At 51.8% G+C, this 16,759-nt stretch carries 12 protein-coding genes; all 12 read left to right on the top strand.

Features of this window, described 5'->3' with window-relative positions; genetic code table 11:
• Positions 1 to 580: 580 nt before the first annotated feature.
• The 12 genes from AC23NW_RS09565 (at position 581) to AC23NW_RS09510 (ending at position 16,748) form a co-directional block, all read left to right on the top strand.
• Positions 581 to 3,745, top strand: coding sequence for a SusC/RagA family TonB-linked outer membrane protein (locus AC23NW_RS09565; RefSeq protein WP_487449118.1), 3,165 nt, complete (start codon positions 581 to 583; stop codon positions 3,743 to 3,745).
• 23 nt (positions 3,746 to 3,768) lie between these two features.
• Complete coding sequence (locus tag AC23NW_RS09560; protein WP_487449116.1) at positions 3,769 to 5,556, top strand: RagB/SusD family nutrient uptake outer membrane protein; 1,788 nt, start codon at positions 3,769 to 3,771, stop codon at positions 5,554 to 5,556.
• A gap of 347 nt (positions 5,557 to 5,903) precedes the next feature.
• Complete coding sequence (locus tag AC23NW_RS09555) at positions 5,904 to 6,695, top strand: creatininase family protein (protein WP_487449115.1); 792 nt, start codon at positions 5,904 to 5,906, stop codon at positions 6,693 to 6,695.
• A 2-nt stretch (positions 6,696 to 6,697) separates the two neighbouring features.
• Complete coding sequence (locus AC23NW_RS09550) at positions 6,698 to 7,087, top strand: RidA family protein (protein WP_293840613.1); 390 nt, start codon at positions 6,698 to 6,700, stop codon at positions 7,085 to 7,087.
• A gap of 13 nt (positions 7,088 to 7,100) precedes the next feature.
• The gene (locus AC23NW_RS09545; protein ID WP_487449112.1) at positions 7,101 to 8,063 is read left to right on the top strand and encodes a 3-hydroxyacyl-CoA dehydrogenase family protein; all 963 of its coding nucleotides are present in this window, start codon (positions 7,101 to 7,103) and stop codon (positions 8,061 to 8,063) included.
• Entirely contained in the window at positions 8,060 to 9,193 is a 1,134-nt protein-coding gene (locus AC23NW_RS09540; protein ID WP_487449111.1) for a mandelate racemase/muconate lactonizing enzyme family protein, read from the top strand. The genes AC23NW_RS09545 and AC23NW_RS09540 overlap by 4 nt, the downstream gene beginning before the upstream one ends.
• The gene (locus tag AC23NW_RS09535) at positions 9,190 to 10,131 is read left to right on the top strand and encodes a DMT family transporter (RefSeq protein WP_293840605.1); all 942 of its coding nucleotides are present in this window, start codon (positions 9,190 to 9,192) and stop codon (positions 10,129 to 10,131) included. The genes AC23NW_RS09540 and AC23NW_RS09535 overlap by 4 nt, the downstream gene beginning before the upstream one ends.
• Complete coding sequence (locus AC23NW_RS09530) at positions 10,128 to 11,081, top strand: dihydrodipicolinate synthase family protein (protein WP_487449110.1); 954 nt, start codon at positions 10,128 to 10,130, stop codon at positions 11,079 to 11,081. The genes AC23NW_RS09535 and AC23NW_RS09530 overlap by 4 nt, the downstream gene beginning before the upstream one ends.
• Positions 11,082 to 11,234: 153 nt before the next feature.
• Positions 11,235 to 11,978, top strand: coding sequence for an SDR family NAD(P)-dependent oxidoreductase (locus AC23NW_RS09525; RefSeq protein ID WP_487449108.1), 744 nt, complete (start codon positions 11,235 to 11,237; stop codon positions 11,976 to 11,978).
• Between the two features lie 161 nt (positions 11,979 to 12,139).
• Complete coding sequence (locus AC23NW_RS09520) at positions 12,140 to 14,218, top strand: glycoside hydrolase family 20 zincin-like fold domain-containing protein (protein ID WP_487449107.1); 2,079 nt, start codon at positions 12,140 to 12,142, stop codon at positions 14,216 to 14,218.
• Positions 14,219 to 14,222: 4 nt separating this feature from the next.
• A complete protein-coding gene (locus AC23NW_RS09515; RefSeq protein ID WP_487449106.1) occupies positions 14,223 to 15,299 on the top strand; it encodes a hypothetical protein in 1,077 nt (358 codons plus the stop codon).
• A gap of 27 nt (positions 15,300 to 15,326) precedes the next feature.
• Complete coding sequence (locus tag AC23NW_RS09510; RefSeq protein ID WP_487449105.1) at positions 15,327 to 16,748, top strand: Gfo/Idh/MocA family protein; 1,422 nt, start codon at positions 15,327 to 15,329, stop codon at positions 16,746 to 16,748.
• The last annotated feature ends 11 nt before the right edge of the window (positions 16,749 to 16,759 follow it).

Genomic DNA, 16,759 nt, shown 5'->3' with positions numbered 1-16,759 from the left:
ATCTGATTCTGCTTACTTAGGTCATAATAGCGGAAATTAACGCCACTGTTTTATCTGGCTTTCCGGCACATACTAACTCCCGCCCTGACACAAAGCCCTAAGCTGTGTCAGGGTTTTTGTTTATCTGTCTGTACCAGCACGCTGCCTTCTGACACTTTTTTGACCTTTTCTGAAAAAAATATTGCTGCGCATTTGACTTTGTTTACATAATAACCTTTTCTTTGTAAACATATTCAACGGCAATAATTTGTTGCCCTCTGAAAAACTCAATACTTTATGAAAGATTTGATGACTGCTGACCGCATGCACTTCTAAGCCGGTCTGTTCAGAAGTAAAAATGCCTTTCGGCGTATTCTGAATCTGCGTGTACTATATGAATGGTAAACGCTTTTTTCCGGAGTCTTTTTCCGGCAAATGAAAAGCTTTTTCCGTCCGATTCCGGACCGGTATTTATACCGGTTAACGGGTGATTTATGGCTGCACAATTCCGATAGATTTCTTTTTTCCGGTTGATCGAGGAGGTAGGTATTTAGTACCAGTACAGACAAAGCGTAACTGTTTTTTTTCAACTTAATAGATCATGATTCGCTCTTTACTCCTTCCAAAAGAAAAGGTCTGCATGCTGCTCCTTTGCATGCTTACGTCCGTCATGGTATGGGCGCAGACACCCGTCAAAGGGAAAGTCACTGCTGCCGACGATCAGCAACCGATTGCCGGAGCCTCGATCCTGCTGAAAGGCAATACGACAAACGGCACGTCAACCAACGCAGACGGAACGTTTACGATCAACGCCGCGCCCGGCGCAACCCTGATTGTGTCCTACATCGGGTATGTAACACAGGAAATTCCCGTTGGTAATCAGACAACTATCTCCGTTGTTCTGACACCTTCCGTTACGTCTCTCAGTGAAGTGGTCATTACCGGCTACTCATCCGAGCGTAAGAAAGATATTACCGGTTCCGTGTCAATTGTCGACATGAAAGCCCTTAAATCCATTCCGGCCGGTTCGGCAGTACAGGCCCTTCAGGGGCAGGCCGCAGGGGTAAACGTTATCAGTTCTGGGGCTCCCGGCAGCCCGAGCAACATCTTTATCCGTGGTATCAGCTCGTTTGGTAATGCCCAGCCACTGGTGCTGGTGGATGGTGTACAGGCCGAACTGAACGATGTCAGCGCCGACGATATTGAATCGATGCAGGTCCTGAAAGATGCCGGTGCCGCCTCCATTTACGGGGTTCGGGGCTCTAACGGCGTAATTATCGTAACGACGAAAAAAGGCAAGTCAGGGGCACCGGTTATCACCTACGATGCTTATTATGGCAGTCAGCAGCCGCTGAAAGGCAATGTGTTCAACCTGCTGAACTCGCAGAACTTTGCGACACTGACAAAACAGGCTTATCCTAACACGAGTCTGTTCCAGAACGGTATTCCTGATTTCTCCTACCGTGGTCCCGGAGCAACCGGTGTCGGCAATGCCGGCAGCGCAGCTGTTGACCCGTCAAAATACAATTTCGATGCCGCCAATCCGGCCAGTAACTACCTGATTCAGGCCCTGAATAAATCCGGTACCGACTGGTTCCATGAGCTCTTTAAAACGGCCCCGATGACCAACCATAACCTGACAGCCAGCGGCGGTACGGATAAGTCGAACTACCTGGTTTCGCTGGGTTATTTCAACCAGCAGGGGACAATGATTGAATCCTACCTGAAACGCTACTCAGCCCGCGTCAATACCCAGTTTAAGGTGAAAAACAATGTCCGGGTGGGTGAAAACATGTATGTTTTCTACAAGCAGAATCCGGGTTTCGATAACCTTAGCAGCGGTAACCCGATTGCGTGGACGTACCGGAACATGCCGGTTATTCCGGTGTACGACATCAAGGGCAACTACGGCGGAACATTTACAGGCCCTGAGCTGGGTAGTTCCTCTAACCCGGTTGCCGTGCAGAAAAATACGGTAAACAATAAGAGCAATACATGGGATATTGTGGGGAATATCTTTGCGGAAGTTGATTTCCTGAAGCACTTTACGGCCCGTACGAGCATTGGCGGAACCATTGATAACCAATATTATACAAACTTCACCTTCACGCCGTATAACAACTCGGAAGGCAACACAAACCCGAACTCGTTTGCCGAATCAGCCCTGTATAACAGTACCACGATGTGGACAAATACGCTGACGTATCTGAATACCTTCGGCAAGCATAATCTGAAAGTCATTGCCGGTTCGGAAGCTATCCGCAACTACGGCCGCTTTCTGACAGGATCATCCAGCGGCTTGTTCTCAACCAGTTTCGATTACCTGAGTCTGTCAAACGGTACGACCAATATTACCAACGCCAGCAGCGCCTATAACAACACGCTGTTCTCGGTGTTCGGCCGTGCCGACTACTCATTCGACGACAAATACCTGCTGGGCGTAACCGTCCGCCGTGATGGTTCATCCCGCTTCGGTGCCAATCGCCGGTATGGTGTTTTTCCTTCATTCTCAGCGGGCTGGCGCGTAACGGGCGAAGAGTTCATGAAAAACGTTACCTGGCTGAACGACCTGAAAATCCGGGGTAGCTACGGGGTACTGGGTTCACAGAACAACGTGAGTCCGGCCAACGCCTTCACGCTCTTCGGCGGTAACTTTGCCAATGCCTATTACGACATTACCGGCGCGGCCAAATTATCGCAGGGTTTTGCGCAGATCAGCATCGGTAACCCGAACACAGGCTGGGAAGAAAACATTGTTACCAACATCGGGTTCGACGCCAGCATCCTGAACAACAAACTCGACATCTCCCTGGAATATTACAAGAAGTCGATCAACGGGCTGCTCTTCACCCAACCATTGCCGGCATCGGCGGGCGGCGCCACGGCCCCAACCGTAAACATCGGCGATATTCAGAACAAAGGGGTTGACCTGGCAGCTACGTATAGAGGCACCGTTAATAACGATCTGAAATTCACAATCGGCGCTAACATCACGACCTATAAAAACGAAGTTGTGAATATTCCGAACCCGGGCTATTTCGACGCGGCTAATACGCAGAACCTCGGTACGGTTATCCGCAATCAGGTTGGTCAGCCGGTGAGTTCGTTCTTTGGCTACAAAGTGCTTGGCCTGTTCCAGAGCGATGCCGATGTTTCTACCTCACCAACACAGAGCGGTGCCGCTCCAGGCCGCTTTAAATACCAGGACGTGAACGGCGACGGCCAGATCTCAGCGGCTGACCGGACGTTCCTCGGCAACCCGAACCCCGATTTCACCTACGGTCTGAACCTTGGCGTGACGTACCGGAACTTTGACTTTTCGACAACGCTGTTTGGTTCGCAGGGCAACGAAATCTACAACACGATTAAATCGTTTACGCACTTCTTCAGTACTTACGTAGGTGCTAAAAGTAACGATCTCCTGAACGCGTGGAGCCCGACCAACACCGGTTCGTCAATTCCGAAAATTGAGTCAACCGGCTCATTCAGCTCGTCGGGGGTATCGAACTCCTTCTATGTCGAAGACGGCTCATTCCTGAAAATGCGTTCGCTGGTGATCGGCTACACCGTAAGCCCGTCGACGCTGAAACGATTGGGCATAAACAAGCTGCGGGTCTACGCACAGGGCGCAAACCTGTTCACCCTGACAAAATACAGCGGTCTTGACCCTGAAATCAGCGGTAACAGTTCAGCGTTCGGTGTTGATTACGCCAACTACCCGAACAACCAGAAAAACTTCATCCTCGGCTTAAATCTTTCATTCTAACAATACCTAACACATTGCCAATCATGAAAAGACTCTCTCTTCGACTCCTGGCAAGTTGCCTGGTATTAATCACGGCAACCAACGCCTGCAACAAGGAATACCTCGAAATCGGTGCCCTCGGTTCGACCAGCGAAAGTACGCTGGCCAACAAAGCCGGTGTGAAAGGCCTGCTGACCGGTGCCTACTCCCTCCTCGACGGCTGGGGCGTTCCGAACACCACTTACTATTTTGTCGGCGTCAGCAACTGGATTTTCGGTGGGGTAACGTCTGATGACGCCCATACCGGCACCCAGGCGTCGGCCCTGCCACCGATGGAAGCCGTTGAAAGCTACAACTACGATGCCTCAATGGCACCGTTCAACAACAAGTGGATGGTACTGTATGCCGGTGTGCAGCGGGCGAATGACGTTCTGCGCGTACTGGCACAGACGGCTGACCCGTCCCTGACCGCCGATGAAGCCAAACAGATTAAGGCTGAAGCGACATTCCTGCGGGCGGTGTACCACTTCGAAGCCGCAAAAATGTGGGAAAATATCCCGTATCTGGACGAGACCGTGAGTTATGCCAACGGCAATTACAACGTGGCTAATTCGACTTCGCCGTGGGCTAAGCTCGAAGCCGATTTTAAATTTGCGGCCGATAACCTGAGCGCTACTAAAACTGAAGTCGGCAGGGCAAACAGCTGGGCAGCCAAGGCATTCCTCGCCAAAACGTATATGTTTCAGGACAAATACACGGAAGCAAAGGCGGTGCTGACCGATATCATCGCCAATGGGGTTACGGCTTCGGGTGCTAAATATGCACTGACCAACTACGCCGATAACTTCAACCCGTCGAAGAAAAACGGACCGGAATCCGTGTTTGCGGTGCAGATGTCGGTGGCCGATTCATACCAGAACGGCAACTACGGCGATGCGCTGAACTTCCCGATGGGCGGTCCGGCTACCTGCTGCGGAGCCTACCAGCCGTCGTTCAGCCTTGTGAACTCGTATAAAACCGACCCGGCAACCGGCCTGCCGCTTATTGACACCTTCAACGATTCGGACATCGCGAACGACCAGAATATCGAAAGCAGCGCACCGTTTACCCCGTATCAGGGCACACTTGATGCACGGCTTGACTGGACTGTCGGCCGCCGTGGTATCCCGTATCTGGACTGGGGCGTTCATCCGGGTAAGGCATGGATTCGTGTACAACCGGTAGCCGGCCCGTATAGCCCGATTAAAACCATCTATTATCAGGCACAGGCTGCTACGACATCGGCCTTCTCACGCTGGACGTCAAACAATTACACCATGATCCGCTTTGCCGACGTGTTGTTGTGGGCCGCCGAGTGTGAAGTTGAAATCGGGAGTCTGGCACAGGCGCAGACGTATGTTAACCAGGTACGGGCCCGGGCGGCCAACCAGACTGGCTGGGTTAAAAAGTACGTGGACAACACGGCGCCGCTGAAAGGATTTACCAACGAACCGGCCGCCAATTACAAGGTTGGTCTTTATACGACCGAGTTCACAACAAAAGGCAAAGATTTTGCCCGTGAAGCCGTGCGGTTCGAACGCAAACTGGAGCTGGCTATGGAAGGCCACCGCTTCTTTGACCTCCGCCGCTGGGACAATGGTACCGGCTACATGGCCAACACCCTGAATGCGTATGTAAAACACGAAACCTCGATTCCGGGCTACGACTTTACATACATGAAGGGCGCTACGTTCAAAAAGGGCAAAAACGAAATTTACCCTATTCCACAGGCTCAGATTGATTTGAGCGTCGTAAATGGTACGTCAGTCCTGAAACAGAATACAGGTTATTGATGATTGTCGTCGTCGTCGTCGTAGAGCCGCAATATTTTGCGGCTCATTTTTCCAAAACCTGTAAACACGGCTCATTTTTCCTAAAACCTGTAACCACGGCTCTTTTTTCCTAAAACCTGTAAACACGGCTCATTTTTCCTAAAACCTGTAGCCAGGGCTCATTTTTCCTAAAACCTGTAACCACGGCTCATTGTCAAATGCCCCTTTTTCAATAAAATACAGCAACTAGTATGTACTTATTTTTAGTGTATCTTTTTCGGATTATCTTACAAATTAATTATTGATGTTTAGTTTAATATATCAAAAATGAGACGCAAAATTTTGCGTCTCTACAAGTCAATTAAATTATGCTATTTTTTGCCTCTACATATTCTGATAATAATCACTATGTAAAAGACCATGTTGTCTTGCTGCCATTAGGGGCAATTGAACAGCACGGGCCACATTTATCGGTGTCAACAGACACGGATATTGTCACCAAAATTGCGCAGAAAGCAGAGGCTGTTTTACCTGATAAAATCCTGCTTTGCCCTACCCTGCCGTTCGGATCAAGTGATCATCACCTGTATTTTGGCGGTACCCTGAGTATAGCACCGGATTTGTATACAAAAGTGATAGTTGATCTGGTACAGTCGCTGGTGCTGAGCGGAGCGAAACGCATCGTTCTGCTGAACGGACACGGCGGAAACATAACGCCGGTGAAGCAGGCACTGGCCCTTTTGAGTAAACGCTTTGACGAAAGCCACCAGCCAACTATTGCGCTGGCAACCTATTGGGAACTGGCCGGAAACGTGTTTGCCGGTACACCACCCATGGAAAGTCCGGCATTAAGCCATGCGTGTGAATACGAAACCAGCCTGATGCTGCACCTCTATCCCGAAAAAGTATGGATGGAGCGGGTGGAACGGGCCCGGCGACCGGCCAGTAATGGCTATATCGCGTGGGAAGATGACGAACCCTACCGGGGCGTGACGGTATTTAAACAGACTGCGTTTATTTCCGGTAACGGGAGCAGCGGTGAACCACAGCTTGGTACTGCCGAAAAAGGTAAACATTTACTTGACCATGCTGTAAACAATTTAGTTAACTTCCTGACTTCATTCAGTACATGGCCATTGTCTGATAAACTGGCTCACTAAGCATGCAGAAAACCGAAATAAAACATCCCGCTAAAGCCGTTAATACCGGTGCCTACTCATCCGGTGTCCGGGTCGGTAACTTACTGTTCGTCAGCGGTCAGGGCCCGCTTGACCTTGAAACCGGTGAGGTTATACACGGAACCATTGAAGAAGAAACCCTGCTCACCCTCTCCCACGTGCAGAAAATTGTGGAAGCGGCAGGCGGTACGATTGATAACATTGTGAAGTGCACGGTTCACCTCGAAAACATTCAGGATTTTGACCGGTATAACGCGGCATATGCCTCGTTTTTCAGCGGCATACTGCCCGCCCGTACAACCGTGCAGTCGGTGCTTTCGGATGGCATTAAGGTCGAAATCGACGCCATCGCCGTACTTCCTGATAACGCTTAATTTACTCAACGTTATGATTACTCCCATGCGCATCGGTACTGTCGGACTTGGCCTGATGGGCAGCAGCATTGCTACCTGTATTCTGGCCGCCGGTCATCCGGTTACGTCGCTGATTAAGGAAATGAGCACGGCCGGAGAAGCCCGCGAACGTATACGTGGCTTTCTGAACCAGCTGAACGAAGAAGGCTTATTAACGGATGCGCCCGAAACGATGCTGGACCGGTTAACGATCACCGACGATGTAGGCCAGCTGGCGGGCATTGATGTAGTGATTGAGTCGATCATTGAGAGTGTAGAGGAGAAAAAATCGGTTTACCAGCGACTGGAAACGGTTCTTTCGCCAACAGCCATCATCGGCAGCAATACCTCGGCCATTCCGGTAACCATCCTCCAGCAGGGGCTAAAGCATCCGGAGCGCGTGCTCGGCATCCACTGGGCCGAACCGGCACACATTACCCGATTCATGGAGATCATCTGCGGCAATGAATCCGACGTGCAGTATGCCTACAAGATGGTAGCCATTGCCGAACGATGGGGCAAAGAGCCCTCGGTACTCAAAAAGGACATCCGCGGGTTCATTACCAACCGAATCATGTATGCCATGCTGCGCGAAGCGTTCAACCTCGTCGAAAACGGTTACGCGACCATTGAAGACGTTGACCGCTCACTCCGCAACGACCTCGGCTACTGGATCACCTTTGCCGGCCCGTTCCGGTTTATGGACCTCACGGGCATTCCGGCCTACCTGACCGTGATGAAAGACCTGTTTCCCGATCTCAGTAACGCCACGGAAACGCCGGCGATGATGGAGAAACTGGTAGCGGCCGGTGCCAGAGGCGTTCAGAATGCGCATGGCTTTTACCCATACACCGCCGAATCGGCCGCCCATTGGGAAGAGCAGTTCATTGCGTTCAGTTACGACATCCGCAAACTGGCCCAAACCTATTCGTTAGACGCTATTGAACCGAAACCATGACCCGAATTCAATCCATTAAAGCCACGCAGGTCATTGTGCCCGCCAAACCGAACAGCCTCAACTCGGAAGAGGTGATCGATAAGGACGCGGCCTTTGCCCAAAAGTTTCTGACCGGCGAACGCTGGACGGAATTTGCCAACCAACCGAAGTGGATCATTGAACTGACGCTTCAGAACGGACTGACCGGCATCGGCGAAACCTACCGCAGTGCCTCGGGTGAGTTGCTCCATCAGGCCATGCAGCAGCTTGTCGGGCAGGATGTCCTGAAACTAAACTGGCGCCGGTTGCCCGTTGAAGACCAGCGGATCTACGAAGCGTTTGAAACGGCGGTTCTGGACGTTGTCGGTAAACTGTTGCAGGCACCGGTGCACCAGCTCCTGGGCGGAGCCTACCGCGACCGCATCGACTGCTTTGGCTGGACCGGTCGCCGGACACCGGAAGATGCCGCGCAGAAAGCGTACGAAGCCATGCAGAAAGGCCACAAAGCGTTCAAATTCAAGTGCTCGGATGAAGATCCGGTACGCCTGTGGACCGAAGAAATCAAGAAAAAATGCGGCGACGGCATCAAAATCCTCCTCGACCCGAACCAGCGCTGGACTGACGTAGAAACGACGCTCCGGCTCATGGACGGGGTTGAACAGGACATTATGCTCGGCCTCGAAGACCCGATCCTCCACGCCGACGTGGCCGGTTTCAAATACCTCCGCGAAACCCTCGGTATCCCCATGTTCCGGCATATTTCGCTGCCGTATACGCAGGATATCCGCGACATGATTGCCTTTGTGCGGGCCGATGCGGTCGATGGCTATAACTTCAACGGATCGGCCTATAACTGCGTTCTGCTGGCCGAAATCGCTCACCTGGAAGACAAAGCCTGCTGGCGGGGATCGGAGGTAGACCTTGGCATTTCGGAAACCATGGGCCTGCACATTGCTGCCGCCAGCATCAACTGCACGATTCCGTCAGATCTCTTCGGCGAGCTCGTCCGGACCGACGACCTGCTTGTGCAACCCATTGAATTTGTGGATGGAGCGGCGCTGGTGCCGCAGGGGCATGGCCTCGGTGTTGAACTGGATTACGACGCACTTGCCCGATTCTCAACCGGTCAGACCTTACTCAGCCAATTATGAAAAAATCCATCGTTTCGTGGTCGATCCTGTTCTTCTGTAACCTGATCTGGGCCTTCCATTTTACCAGCATCAAGCTGACGCAGGACCAGGTCGGGCCGTACTTCACGGTCTGGGCACCGATGTTGCTGGCTACCATTTTTCTGGGGCCGTTTGTGGTCCGCGATTTCCGGAAAGGGGGTAAAAAACTAAGCGATGCCCTGATTTTTGTGCAGCTGGCCGCACTGGGGGCCTTTCCGTCGCAGGTGCTGATGACCTGGGGAACGCAGTTTTCACTGGCGAGTAATGCGGCGATTATGGTCATGATTCTGCCGGTTGTGACGGCGGTATTTGCCTTTCTGCTGCTAAAAGAGAAAATGAACACCGCCCGCTGGATCAGCTTTGCGATTGCGATCATCGGTGTGGCGCTATGCTCCACCGACGACATCAAACGCGTTGACCTGAGTTCGCGCTACGCGCTGGGAAACGTGCTGATTTTTCTGGCTATCCTGGGCAATGCCTACTACAATGTTGGCTGTAAAAAAGTAGCCGACCGCTTTACCGAGATCGAAATGGTGTTTTACACCTATCTGGTGATGTCGATACTGCTGACGCCCTTAGTGCTTTACTACGAACCCGAGATGTTTGGCCGTATCCCTGACTTTACGACCAATACATGGATTGGCATGATTTCCCTCACGCTCTTTCACAATTTCCTGTCCATGCTCCTGTTTTTCAAAGCTCTGAAGAATCTGGATGCTACCCAGGTCGCGATTTCAAATTATCTGATTACGTTCATGGGGTTACCTATTGCAGCCATCTGGCTGGGCGAAACCCTGAACCAGCAAGCCATCATCGGTGGCATTCTGGTTTTAGCCTCGACATTGATCCTGTCGATTGTCGACAATAAAGTACAACAAAAGAAAGTGGTTACCAAAAATCAAGAACCAGCCAGGTTATGACAACTGTAGAAAACGAACTGTTCGGCGTAGTGCCTATCGTTCCGACGCCCTTTACTGAAAACGAAGAAATCGACGAAGCCGCGCTCCGCGATCTGATTGACTTTGCCATTGACGGTGGTATAAAGGCGGTGTGCCTGCCGGCCTACGCCAGTGAGTTTTACAAACTGACCGACGAAGAAAAACTACAGGTGGTACGGGTTGCCGTTGAGCACGCTGCGGGCCGTCTGAAAATCGTCGCCCAGTCGAACCATCCGTCGCTGAAAGTGGCGATCAAGCTCGCACAGGCCAACGTGGCAGCGGGTGCCGATGTCATTTCGCTGGCCGTACCCCGTATTTTCAGCCTGCCGGAGGCCTCGCTGAAGGTCTATCTGTCCGAGTTTTTACAATCCATTCCGGACACACCGGTCCTGATTCAGGACTTCAATCCGGGCGGTTCATCGATCAGTGTCGGGTTCATTAAAGAGCTGATGGACGAAAATCCGAACTTTAAGTACCTGAAACTGGAGGAACCGCTTTGTGCGCCGAAGTTTGAAAGCATTATCCATGAAACAAAAAACCGGATCGGTCTCTTTGAGGGATGGGGTGGTTTGTACATGCTCGAACTGGTGCCGGTGGGTATCCGCGGGGTGATGCCGGGGCTTGCCGTTGCCGATATTTTGCAAAAAATCTTTACGCTGCGGACCTCCGGCGAAGATGCCAAAGCCTTTGAGTTATTCGAACGGGTGATGCCGCAGATTTTCTTCTCGCTGCAGAACATGGAATTGTTCCACTATGCAGAAAAAGAACTGCTGATGGCCCGGGGTGTCCTGCGAAACAGCATTGCCCGCAAAGCTGCCTACATCCCTGACCCGTCGTCCATCAGTTATATCCGTGAACTAAACCAGCGTGTACTCGATATCGTTAACGACGAAAAATACGGTATCCGTGCAGTAGAAAAAGCGGTTTACTGATTAATAAATAAATGTATAATTATTAATGAACAATGTGTAATGAGCGTACGCCAGCCGGTACGTTACTGACTATATAAACGTATCAGCCAGTCACAGCTCCACATTATCCATTCTACATTTTACATTATTCATTCAAGAAAACATCACTTTTCAATGGGAGATTTTAGCGGACAGGTTGCTCTGATTACGGGAGCAGCTTCGGGCATCGGCTTGGCTGTAGCGAAGAAATTTCTGGCCGATGGCGCACAGGTAGCGCTCCTGGATTTCAATGGAGCAGCCCTCGAAGAGCACTTTGGCAGCTACGGTGAACACGCTTTCCGGGTAGCCATCGACATCACCGATGAGGCGCGGGTTACGGAAGCGATTCAGGCCGCACATGCCCACTTCGGCCAGATTGACAGCCTGATCAACTGTGTTGGCATTACGGGTGTCACGAACATAAAAAGCCATGAGGTAACGAGCGAAAATCTGCATAAGGTGTTCGAAGTCAACTTCATGAGTAGTTTCTATACGTCAAAAGCCGTACTACCGTTTATGATCGAACGCCGCTACGGCCGGATTCTGCACATCGCCTCTATTGCCGGTAAGGAGGGCAATGCGGGTATGCTGGCGTACTCCGCTTCGAAGGCTGCGGTGATCGGTATGGCGAAGGTACAGGGTAAGGAATATGCCGAATTTGGCATTACCGTCAACGCCCTGGCCCCTGCCGTGATCCGGACGCCGCTTGTCGATGCGATGCCGGAGCAACAGGTGACGTATATGACCGATAAAATTCCGATGAAACGCTGCGGAACACTGGAGGAAGCCGCAAATCTGGTCGCCTACATTGTATCGCCTCAGAACAGCTTTACAACCGGCTTTACGTTCGATCTGTCGGGCGGCCGGGCAACGTATTAATGTTTTTTTTTGACCACATAGACACATAGTAAACATAGAATATTGCGGTGCTGTATAAAGGCAATAGTTTACCCGTTCAAACAGCTACTTCACAGACACATAGTGTACATTTTTCTAATGTGCTCTATGTGTCTTATGTGGTAAAACAGCTCTTTTCTTCCATGACGAAGGGTCTTTTTTTTATAGCACTTTGGCTGTGTTGGCTCGGTGTCCGGGCACAGCAACCCGTTTTGCTGCCGAAACCACAGACGGTGCAGTTTGGTCAGGGCAGTGTGCCAGTCAGTCAGCTGACTGTGTATGCACCGGCCAACGCTCCCAAAGATATTCAGTTTGCCATCGGCGAACTAAAACAGTTTCTCTCCGCCCGGAGCGGCACAGCTATAAAATCAACTACGGCCGGCGTAACGGCGGCCGGCGTTACGGCAGCCACCATCCGGTATACCGTCCGCTCGGCCGGACAGGAGCTACCGGGTACCGATGAAGCGACCAACGGCAATGCCCGCGAAACATACAGCCTGACTATCAACCGCAAAGGCATTACGATCGACGCCCAAACGTCGGCCGGACTTTATTACGCCGTTCAGACCATCCGGCAGCTGATTCAGGGGCAGGGCGCTTCGGCCTCGCTTCCTTTCGTCTCCATTCAGGACAGCCCTAAACTAGCCTATCGGGGTGTTATGATGGACTTCGCCCACGGTGGTCTGCTTACTGTCGATGAAATCAAACGCCAGATTGATTTTCTGGCCCGCTTCAAAACAAACCAGTACTATTTTTACAACGAAGTCAGCATTGAGCTTGACGATTTTCCGACCCTTAACTACGGGGCGAACTATACAAAGGCCCAGATCCGCGACATTATCGCCTATGCCCGTCAACGGCACATGGACGTTATCCCGTTTGTGAATTTCTACGGTCACCTGCACGAGCTGATCCGGAACGAAAAATTTGCGTCAATGGCCATCGGTCAGTACGGCCATGAGCTTGACCCGCGCGACCCCGCCGTTAAGGCCCTGCTCACGAACTGGATCAAGCAGTACACCGACCTGTTCTCCAGCCCGTTTATCCACGTTGGCTTTGATGAAACGTGGGAAACCAAGCGGCTCGCGGCCGACCCTGCCAACAAAATAGATCCGGAAGCATATTATGTCGATCAGCTGGCGTTTGTCAGCGAGGCGTTTAAACCATATGGCAAAACGCTTATGGCCTGGACCGACATGAACCTTTTTTACCCCAATATCCTGCCCAAATTTCCGGCCGATGTTATTCCGGTCATCTGGGAGTATACACCCGATACAACAGCCATTTATACCTACCTGAACCCCGTTTTACAGGCTAAGAAACCGTTTTTTATCCAGCCGGCCGTGTCGGGCTGGGGGCATATCTACCCGTCGTCAGATTACACGTATACCAACATTGATCTGTGCCTGAAAACCGGTATAAAACACAATACCAGAGGCTTTATTACGTCGGTCTGGACTGACTCCGTCGAACCGTTAGTCAGCGCATCATGGCTTTTTATGGCGTATGGCTGTATCGGGGCCTGGCAGGGCACCGCTCCCGACAAACAGACCTTCACCGGACAGTATTCGCAGGTCGTTTATCCGTCGGTTGCCACTGAACTTCGGTCAGCCTTTGATCATCTGGCTACGGCCGGCAGCTATCTGGAAAAATGTCTGGGCAAGAATACCGGCAGCCTGCCCCGCGGAACACTGGTCGAAAGCTGGTCGAATCCCTTCCAGCCGTATTATCTCACCAACACTGCTGCTCACCTGGCTGATTTTGAAGCCGTCCGCCGGCATACCGAAGAAGCGCAGGGCGACCTGATCAACGCCCTGAAAAAAGCCCGGCCTACAGACAGCAGCTTTGTGTTTTCCATGCTCGTAACGGCGCGGCTGATCAACTATTCAGCCATGCGCTTTTTGTGGGCCAAAGCCATTTGCGACCGCTGGAACGACGCCATGGTGACTAAAAAGAAGGAAGATTACGTCTTTTACGACCTGACCTACCCCTGTCACAGCCTGCTGGTGGATGCGATGGACGAAACCGGTGAGCTCAAAAGCCTGTATGCTAAAGCGTGGCTTTCCGAAAATATGCCGTACCGGCTCAATACCATGCTCGGCCGGTTTGATCTTGATTTCAGCCTCTGGCGCAAGCTGCACCTGAACGTACTGGACTTCAAAATCCAGAAAAAGACCGACCCGGTGAAGCCGTTTGACGTTATGTTTACCCCTGACTTTTAAGCTTATGCCTACCGAATTAGCCTTTGTTTTTCCGATAGACGGTGATATGCTGCACGCCCGCGATGGCCTACAAACCGCAGACGCGCTGCAAATCACCGTGCAGCTAACCGCTCCCGCATCGCATTACCTGACCGTCAATGGCATTAGTGCCAGTTATGAAGCAGGTATTTTTTCAGCGACTGTGCCGCTGACCGGTTACCTGAATAAACTGGTTGCCCATGATTACACAACCGGTCAGGAGCAGACCATTACCGTGTACAGACTACCCAACTTCGCAGGCCATTACCGGCTGTCTATCGACGATAACATCTGGTTTCTGCGCGATATTTACCAGCAGGGCGATCGCTACCTGTCCCTGTTCGATAACCCGTATCTGGGTTTTCTGAAACAGGTACATCAAATGTTCCGGACGAAAATTCACCTCAACCTGTTTTACGAAACCGACAACTTTAACCTGTCCCAGTTTCCCGACCGGTTCAAAGCCGAGTGGGAAGCCAACGCGGATTGGCTCCGCCTGAGTTTCCACGCACGGGGCGAGTTCCCTGATATGCCATACCGAACCGCCGGTTACGAACAGGTCGCCCGTGACTGCGCCGTTGTTCAGGAAGAAATACGCCGGTTTGCCGGTGAGGCACTGATGGGGCCGGTCACTACCCTGCACTGGGGCGAATCGACGGTCGAAGGCTCACGGGCGCTGCGTGACGCGGGCTACACGGGCCAGCTCGGCTATTTCAACGTTGACGACGAACTTCCGGCGGTGTCCTATTACCTGACACCCGAACAGCGTCGCCACATGAAGCAGCGGTTTATCTGGCACGATAATGCGGAAGGGATCACCTTTATCCGTAGCAGTATCGTTATTGACAAAACCGACCTGCCCGATATTGTGCCGGCACTCGACCGCTATGCAGCACTGCCCTCCGGTCTGCCGCCGTTTGTTGACCTGCTGGTCCATGAGCAGTATTTCTACCCGTTCTACGAAGCTTACCAGCCCGATTTCCGGGACCGCATACTGACGGCCGTAAAATGGGCGACCGACAAGGGGTACACCCCTGCGTTTCTGAGTGAATGTATTTTTTGAGCGTACTTACCTCCAACGTAAATCAATATGGAAAACAACCGGAGAAACTTTTTAAAGACGGCGGGCTTAAGTGGTCTGGGCCTGGTAGCGGCCAGTCCGTTTGCGGCGTTTGCCCGTAATCAGGATGAACTGGATGCCATCGGCGAACAGGCAAAACGGGATGCCCCGCGCATGTTTAACATGAGCGGTTATGCGGCCCCGAAACTTGATGTTGTCCGGGTTGGCATTATTGGCATCGGCAACCGTGGAATGGGTGCCGTCGAGCGTCTGAACAAACTCGAAGGTGTCGATATCAAAGCACTGTGTGACCTCAGGGAATCACAGGTAAATAAGGCGAAAAAACTGGTTGAGGCCTCGGGACATAAACCGGAGGTCTATTCCGGCAGTACTGACATCTGGAAAAAGCTGGCCGAACGGACTGACCTCGATTTGGTGTATATCCTGACCCCTTGGGCTTACCATACACCGATGGCCGTTTTCTCCATGACGCATGGCAAGCATGTGTGTGTAGAAGTTCCGGCGGCTAAAACCATTGAGGAAGCCTGGCAGCTGGTCGAAACGTCGGAGAAGACGAAAAAACACTGCATGATGGTGGAAAACTGCTGCTACGATTTCACCGAGCTGCTGAACCTGAATCTGGCCCGTCAGGGCTTTTTCGGCGAAGTGGTCCATTGCGAAGCGGCTTATATCCATAATCTGCAGGAGTACATGTTCTCCAAAAACCATTTTTACCAGATGTGGGAGCTGGAAGAGATGTCGAAGCGGGCCGGTAATCTCTACCCGACCCACGGGCTAGGACCGGTTTGCCAGGTATTGAATATTAACCGCGGCGATCAGTTTGACTACCTTAATTCGATGTCAAGCAATGACTTTGTGCTGGGCAATATGGCGAAAGACCTCGCCGCGAAGGATGATTTCTATACCCCTTATGCCGGCCGGAACTTTAACGGCAACATGAGCACGTCGGTTATTAAAACCAAGAAAGGCAAAACCATTATGGTGCAGTACGATGTGTCTTCGCCACGGCCCTATTCGCGGATTCAGCTGGTGAGCGGCACCAAAGCGGTGGCCCTGAAATACCCCGAACCGGCCCGTTACTCGACCGGCCATGAGTGGATGAGTGATAAAGAAGTGAAGGCGCTGGAAGAAAAGTATATGCCCCCGATTGTCAAACGGATGGGCGAAATCGCCAAAAAGGTGGGTGGTCACGGCGGCATGGATTTCCTGATGGACTGGCGCACGATTGACTGCCTGCGCAACGGCCTGCCCCTCGATCAGGATGTGTACGATGCGGCACTCTGGAGTTCGGTCGGTCCGCTCAGCGCGTGGTCGATCGGTCATAAATCCAATTCCATTGATGTGCCGGACTTTACCGGTGGCGCCTGGCAGCAGAATAAGCCGGTTGATATCTCCATGACCAAAGGCGGTACTACCCAGGCTAAAGTTTAGGAAACTAACAG

Source organism: Arsenicibacter sp. R0_47, assembly GCF_057652235.1.
This window is presented reverse-complemented; position numbering and strand designations above follow the sequence as displayed.

Coding starts and splice junctions, on each gene's coding strand:
- AC23NW_RS09565 (WP_487449118.1), top strand. CDS start 581: ATGATTCGCTCTTTACTCCTTCCAAAAGAAAAGGTCTGCATGCTGCTC.
- AC23NW_RS09560 (WP_487449116.1), top strand. CDS start 3,769: ATGAAAAGACTCTCTCTTCGACTCCTGGCAAGTTGCCTGGTATTAATC.
- AC23NW_RS09555 (WP_487449115.1), top strand. CDS start 5,904: ATGCTATTTTTTGCCTCTACATATTCTGATAATAATCACTATGTAAAA.
- AC23NW_RS09550 (WP_293840613.1), top strand. CDS start 6,698: ATGCAGAAAACCGAAATAAAACATCCCGCTAAAGCCGTTAATACCGGT.
- AC23NW_RS09545 (WP_487449112.1), top strand. CDS start 7,101: ATGATTACTCCCATGCGCATCGGTACTGTCGGACTTGGCCTGATGGGC.
- AC23NW_RS09540 (WP_487449111.1), top strand. CDS start 8,060: ATGACCCGAATTCAATCCATTAAAGCCACGCAGGTCATTGTGCCCGCC.
- AC23NW_RS09535 (WP_293840605.1), top strand. CDS start 9,190: ATGAAAAAATCCATCGTTTCGTGGTCGATCCTGTTCTTCTGTAACCTG.
- AC23NW_RS09530 (WP_487449110.1), top strand. CDS start 10,128: ATGACAACTGTAGAAAACGAACTGTTCGGCGTAGTGCCTATCGTTCCG.
- AC23NW_RS09525 (WP_487449108.1), top strand. CDS start 11,235: ATGGGAGATTTTAGCGGACAGGTTGCTCTGATTACGGGAGCAGCTTCG.
- AC23NW_RS09520 (WP_487449107.1), top strand. CDS start 12,140: ATGACGAAGGGTCTTTTTTTTATAGCACTTTGGCTGTGTTGGCTCGGT.
- AC23NW_RS09515 (WP_487449106.1), top strand. CDS start 14,223: ATGCCTACCGAATTAGCCTTTGTTTTTCCGATAGACGGTGATATGCTG.
- AC23NW_RS09510 (WP_487449105.1), top strand. CDS start 15,327: ATGGAAAACAACCGGAGAAACTTTTTAAAGACGGCGGGCTTAAGTGGT.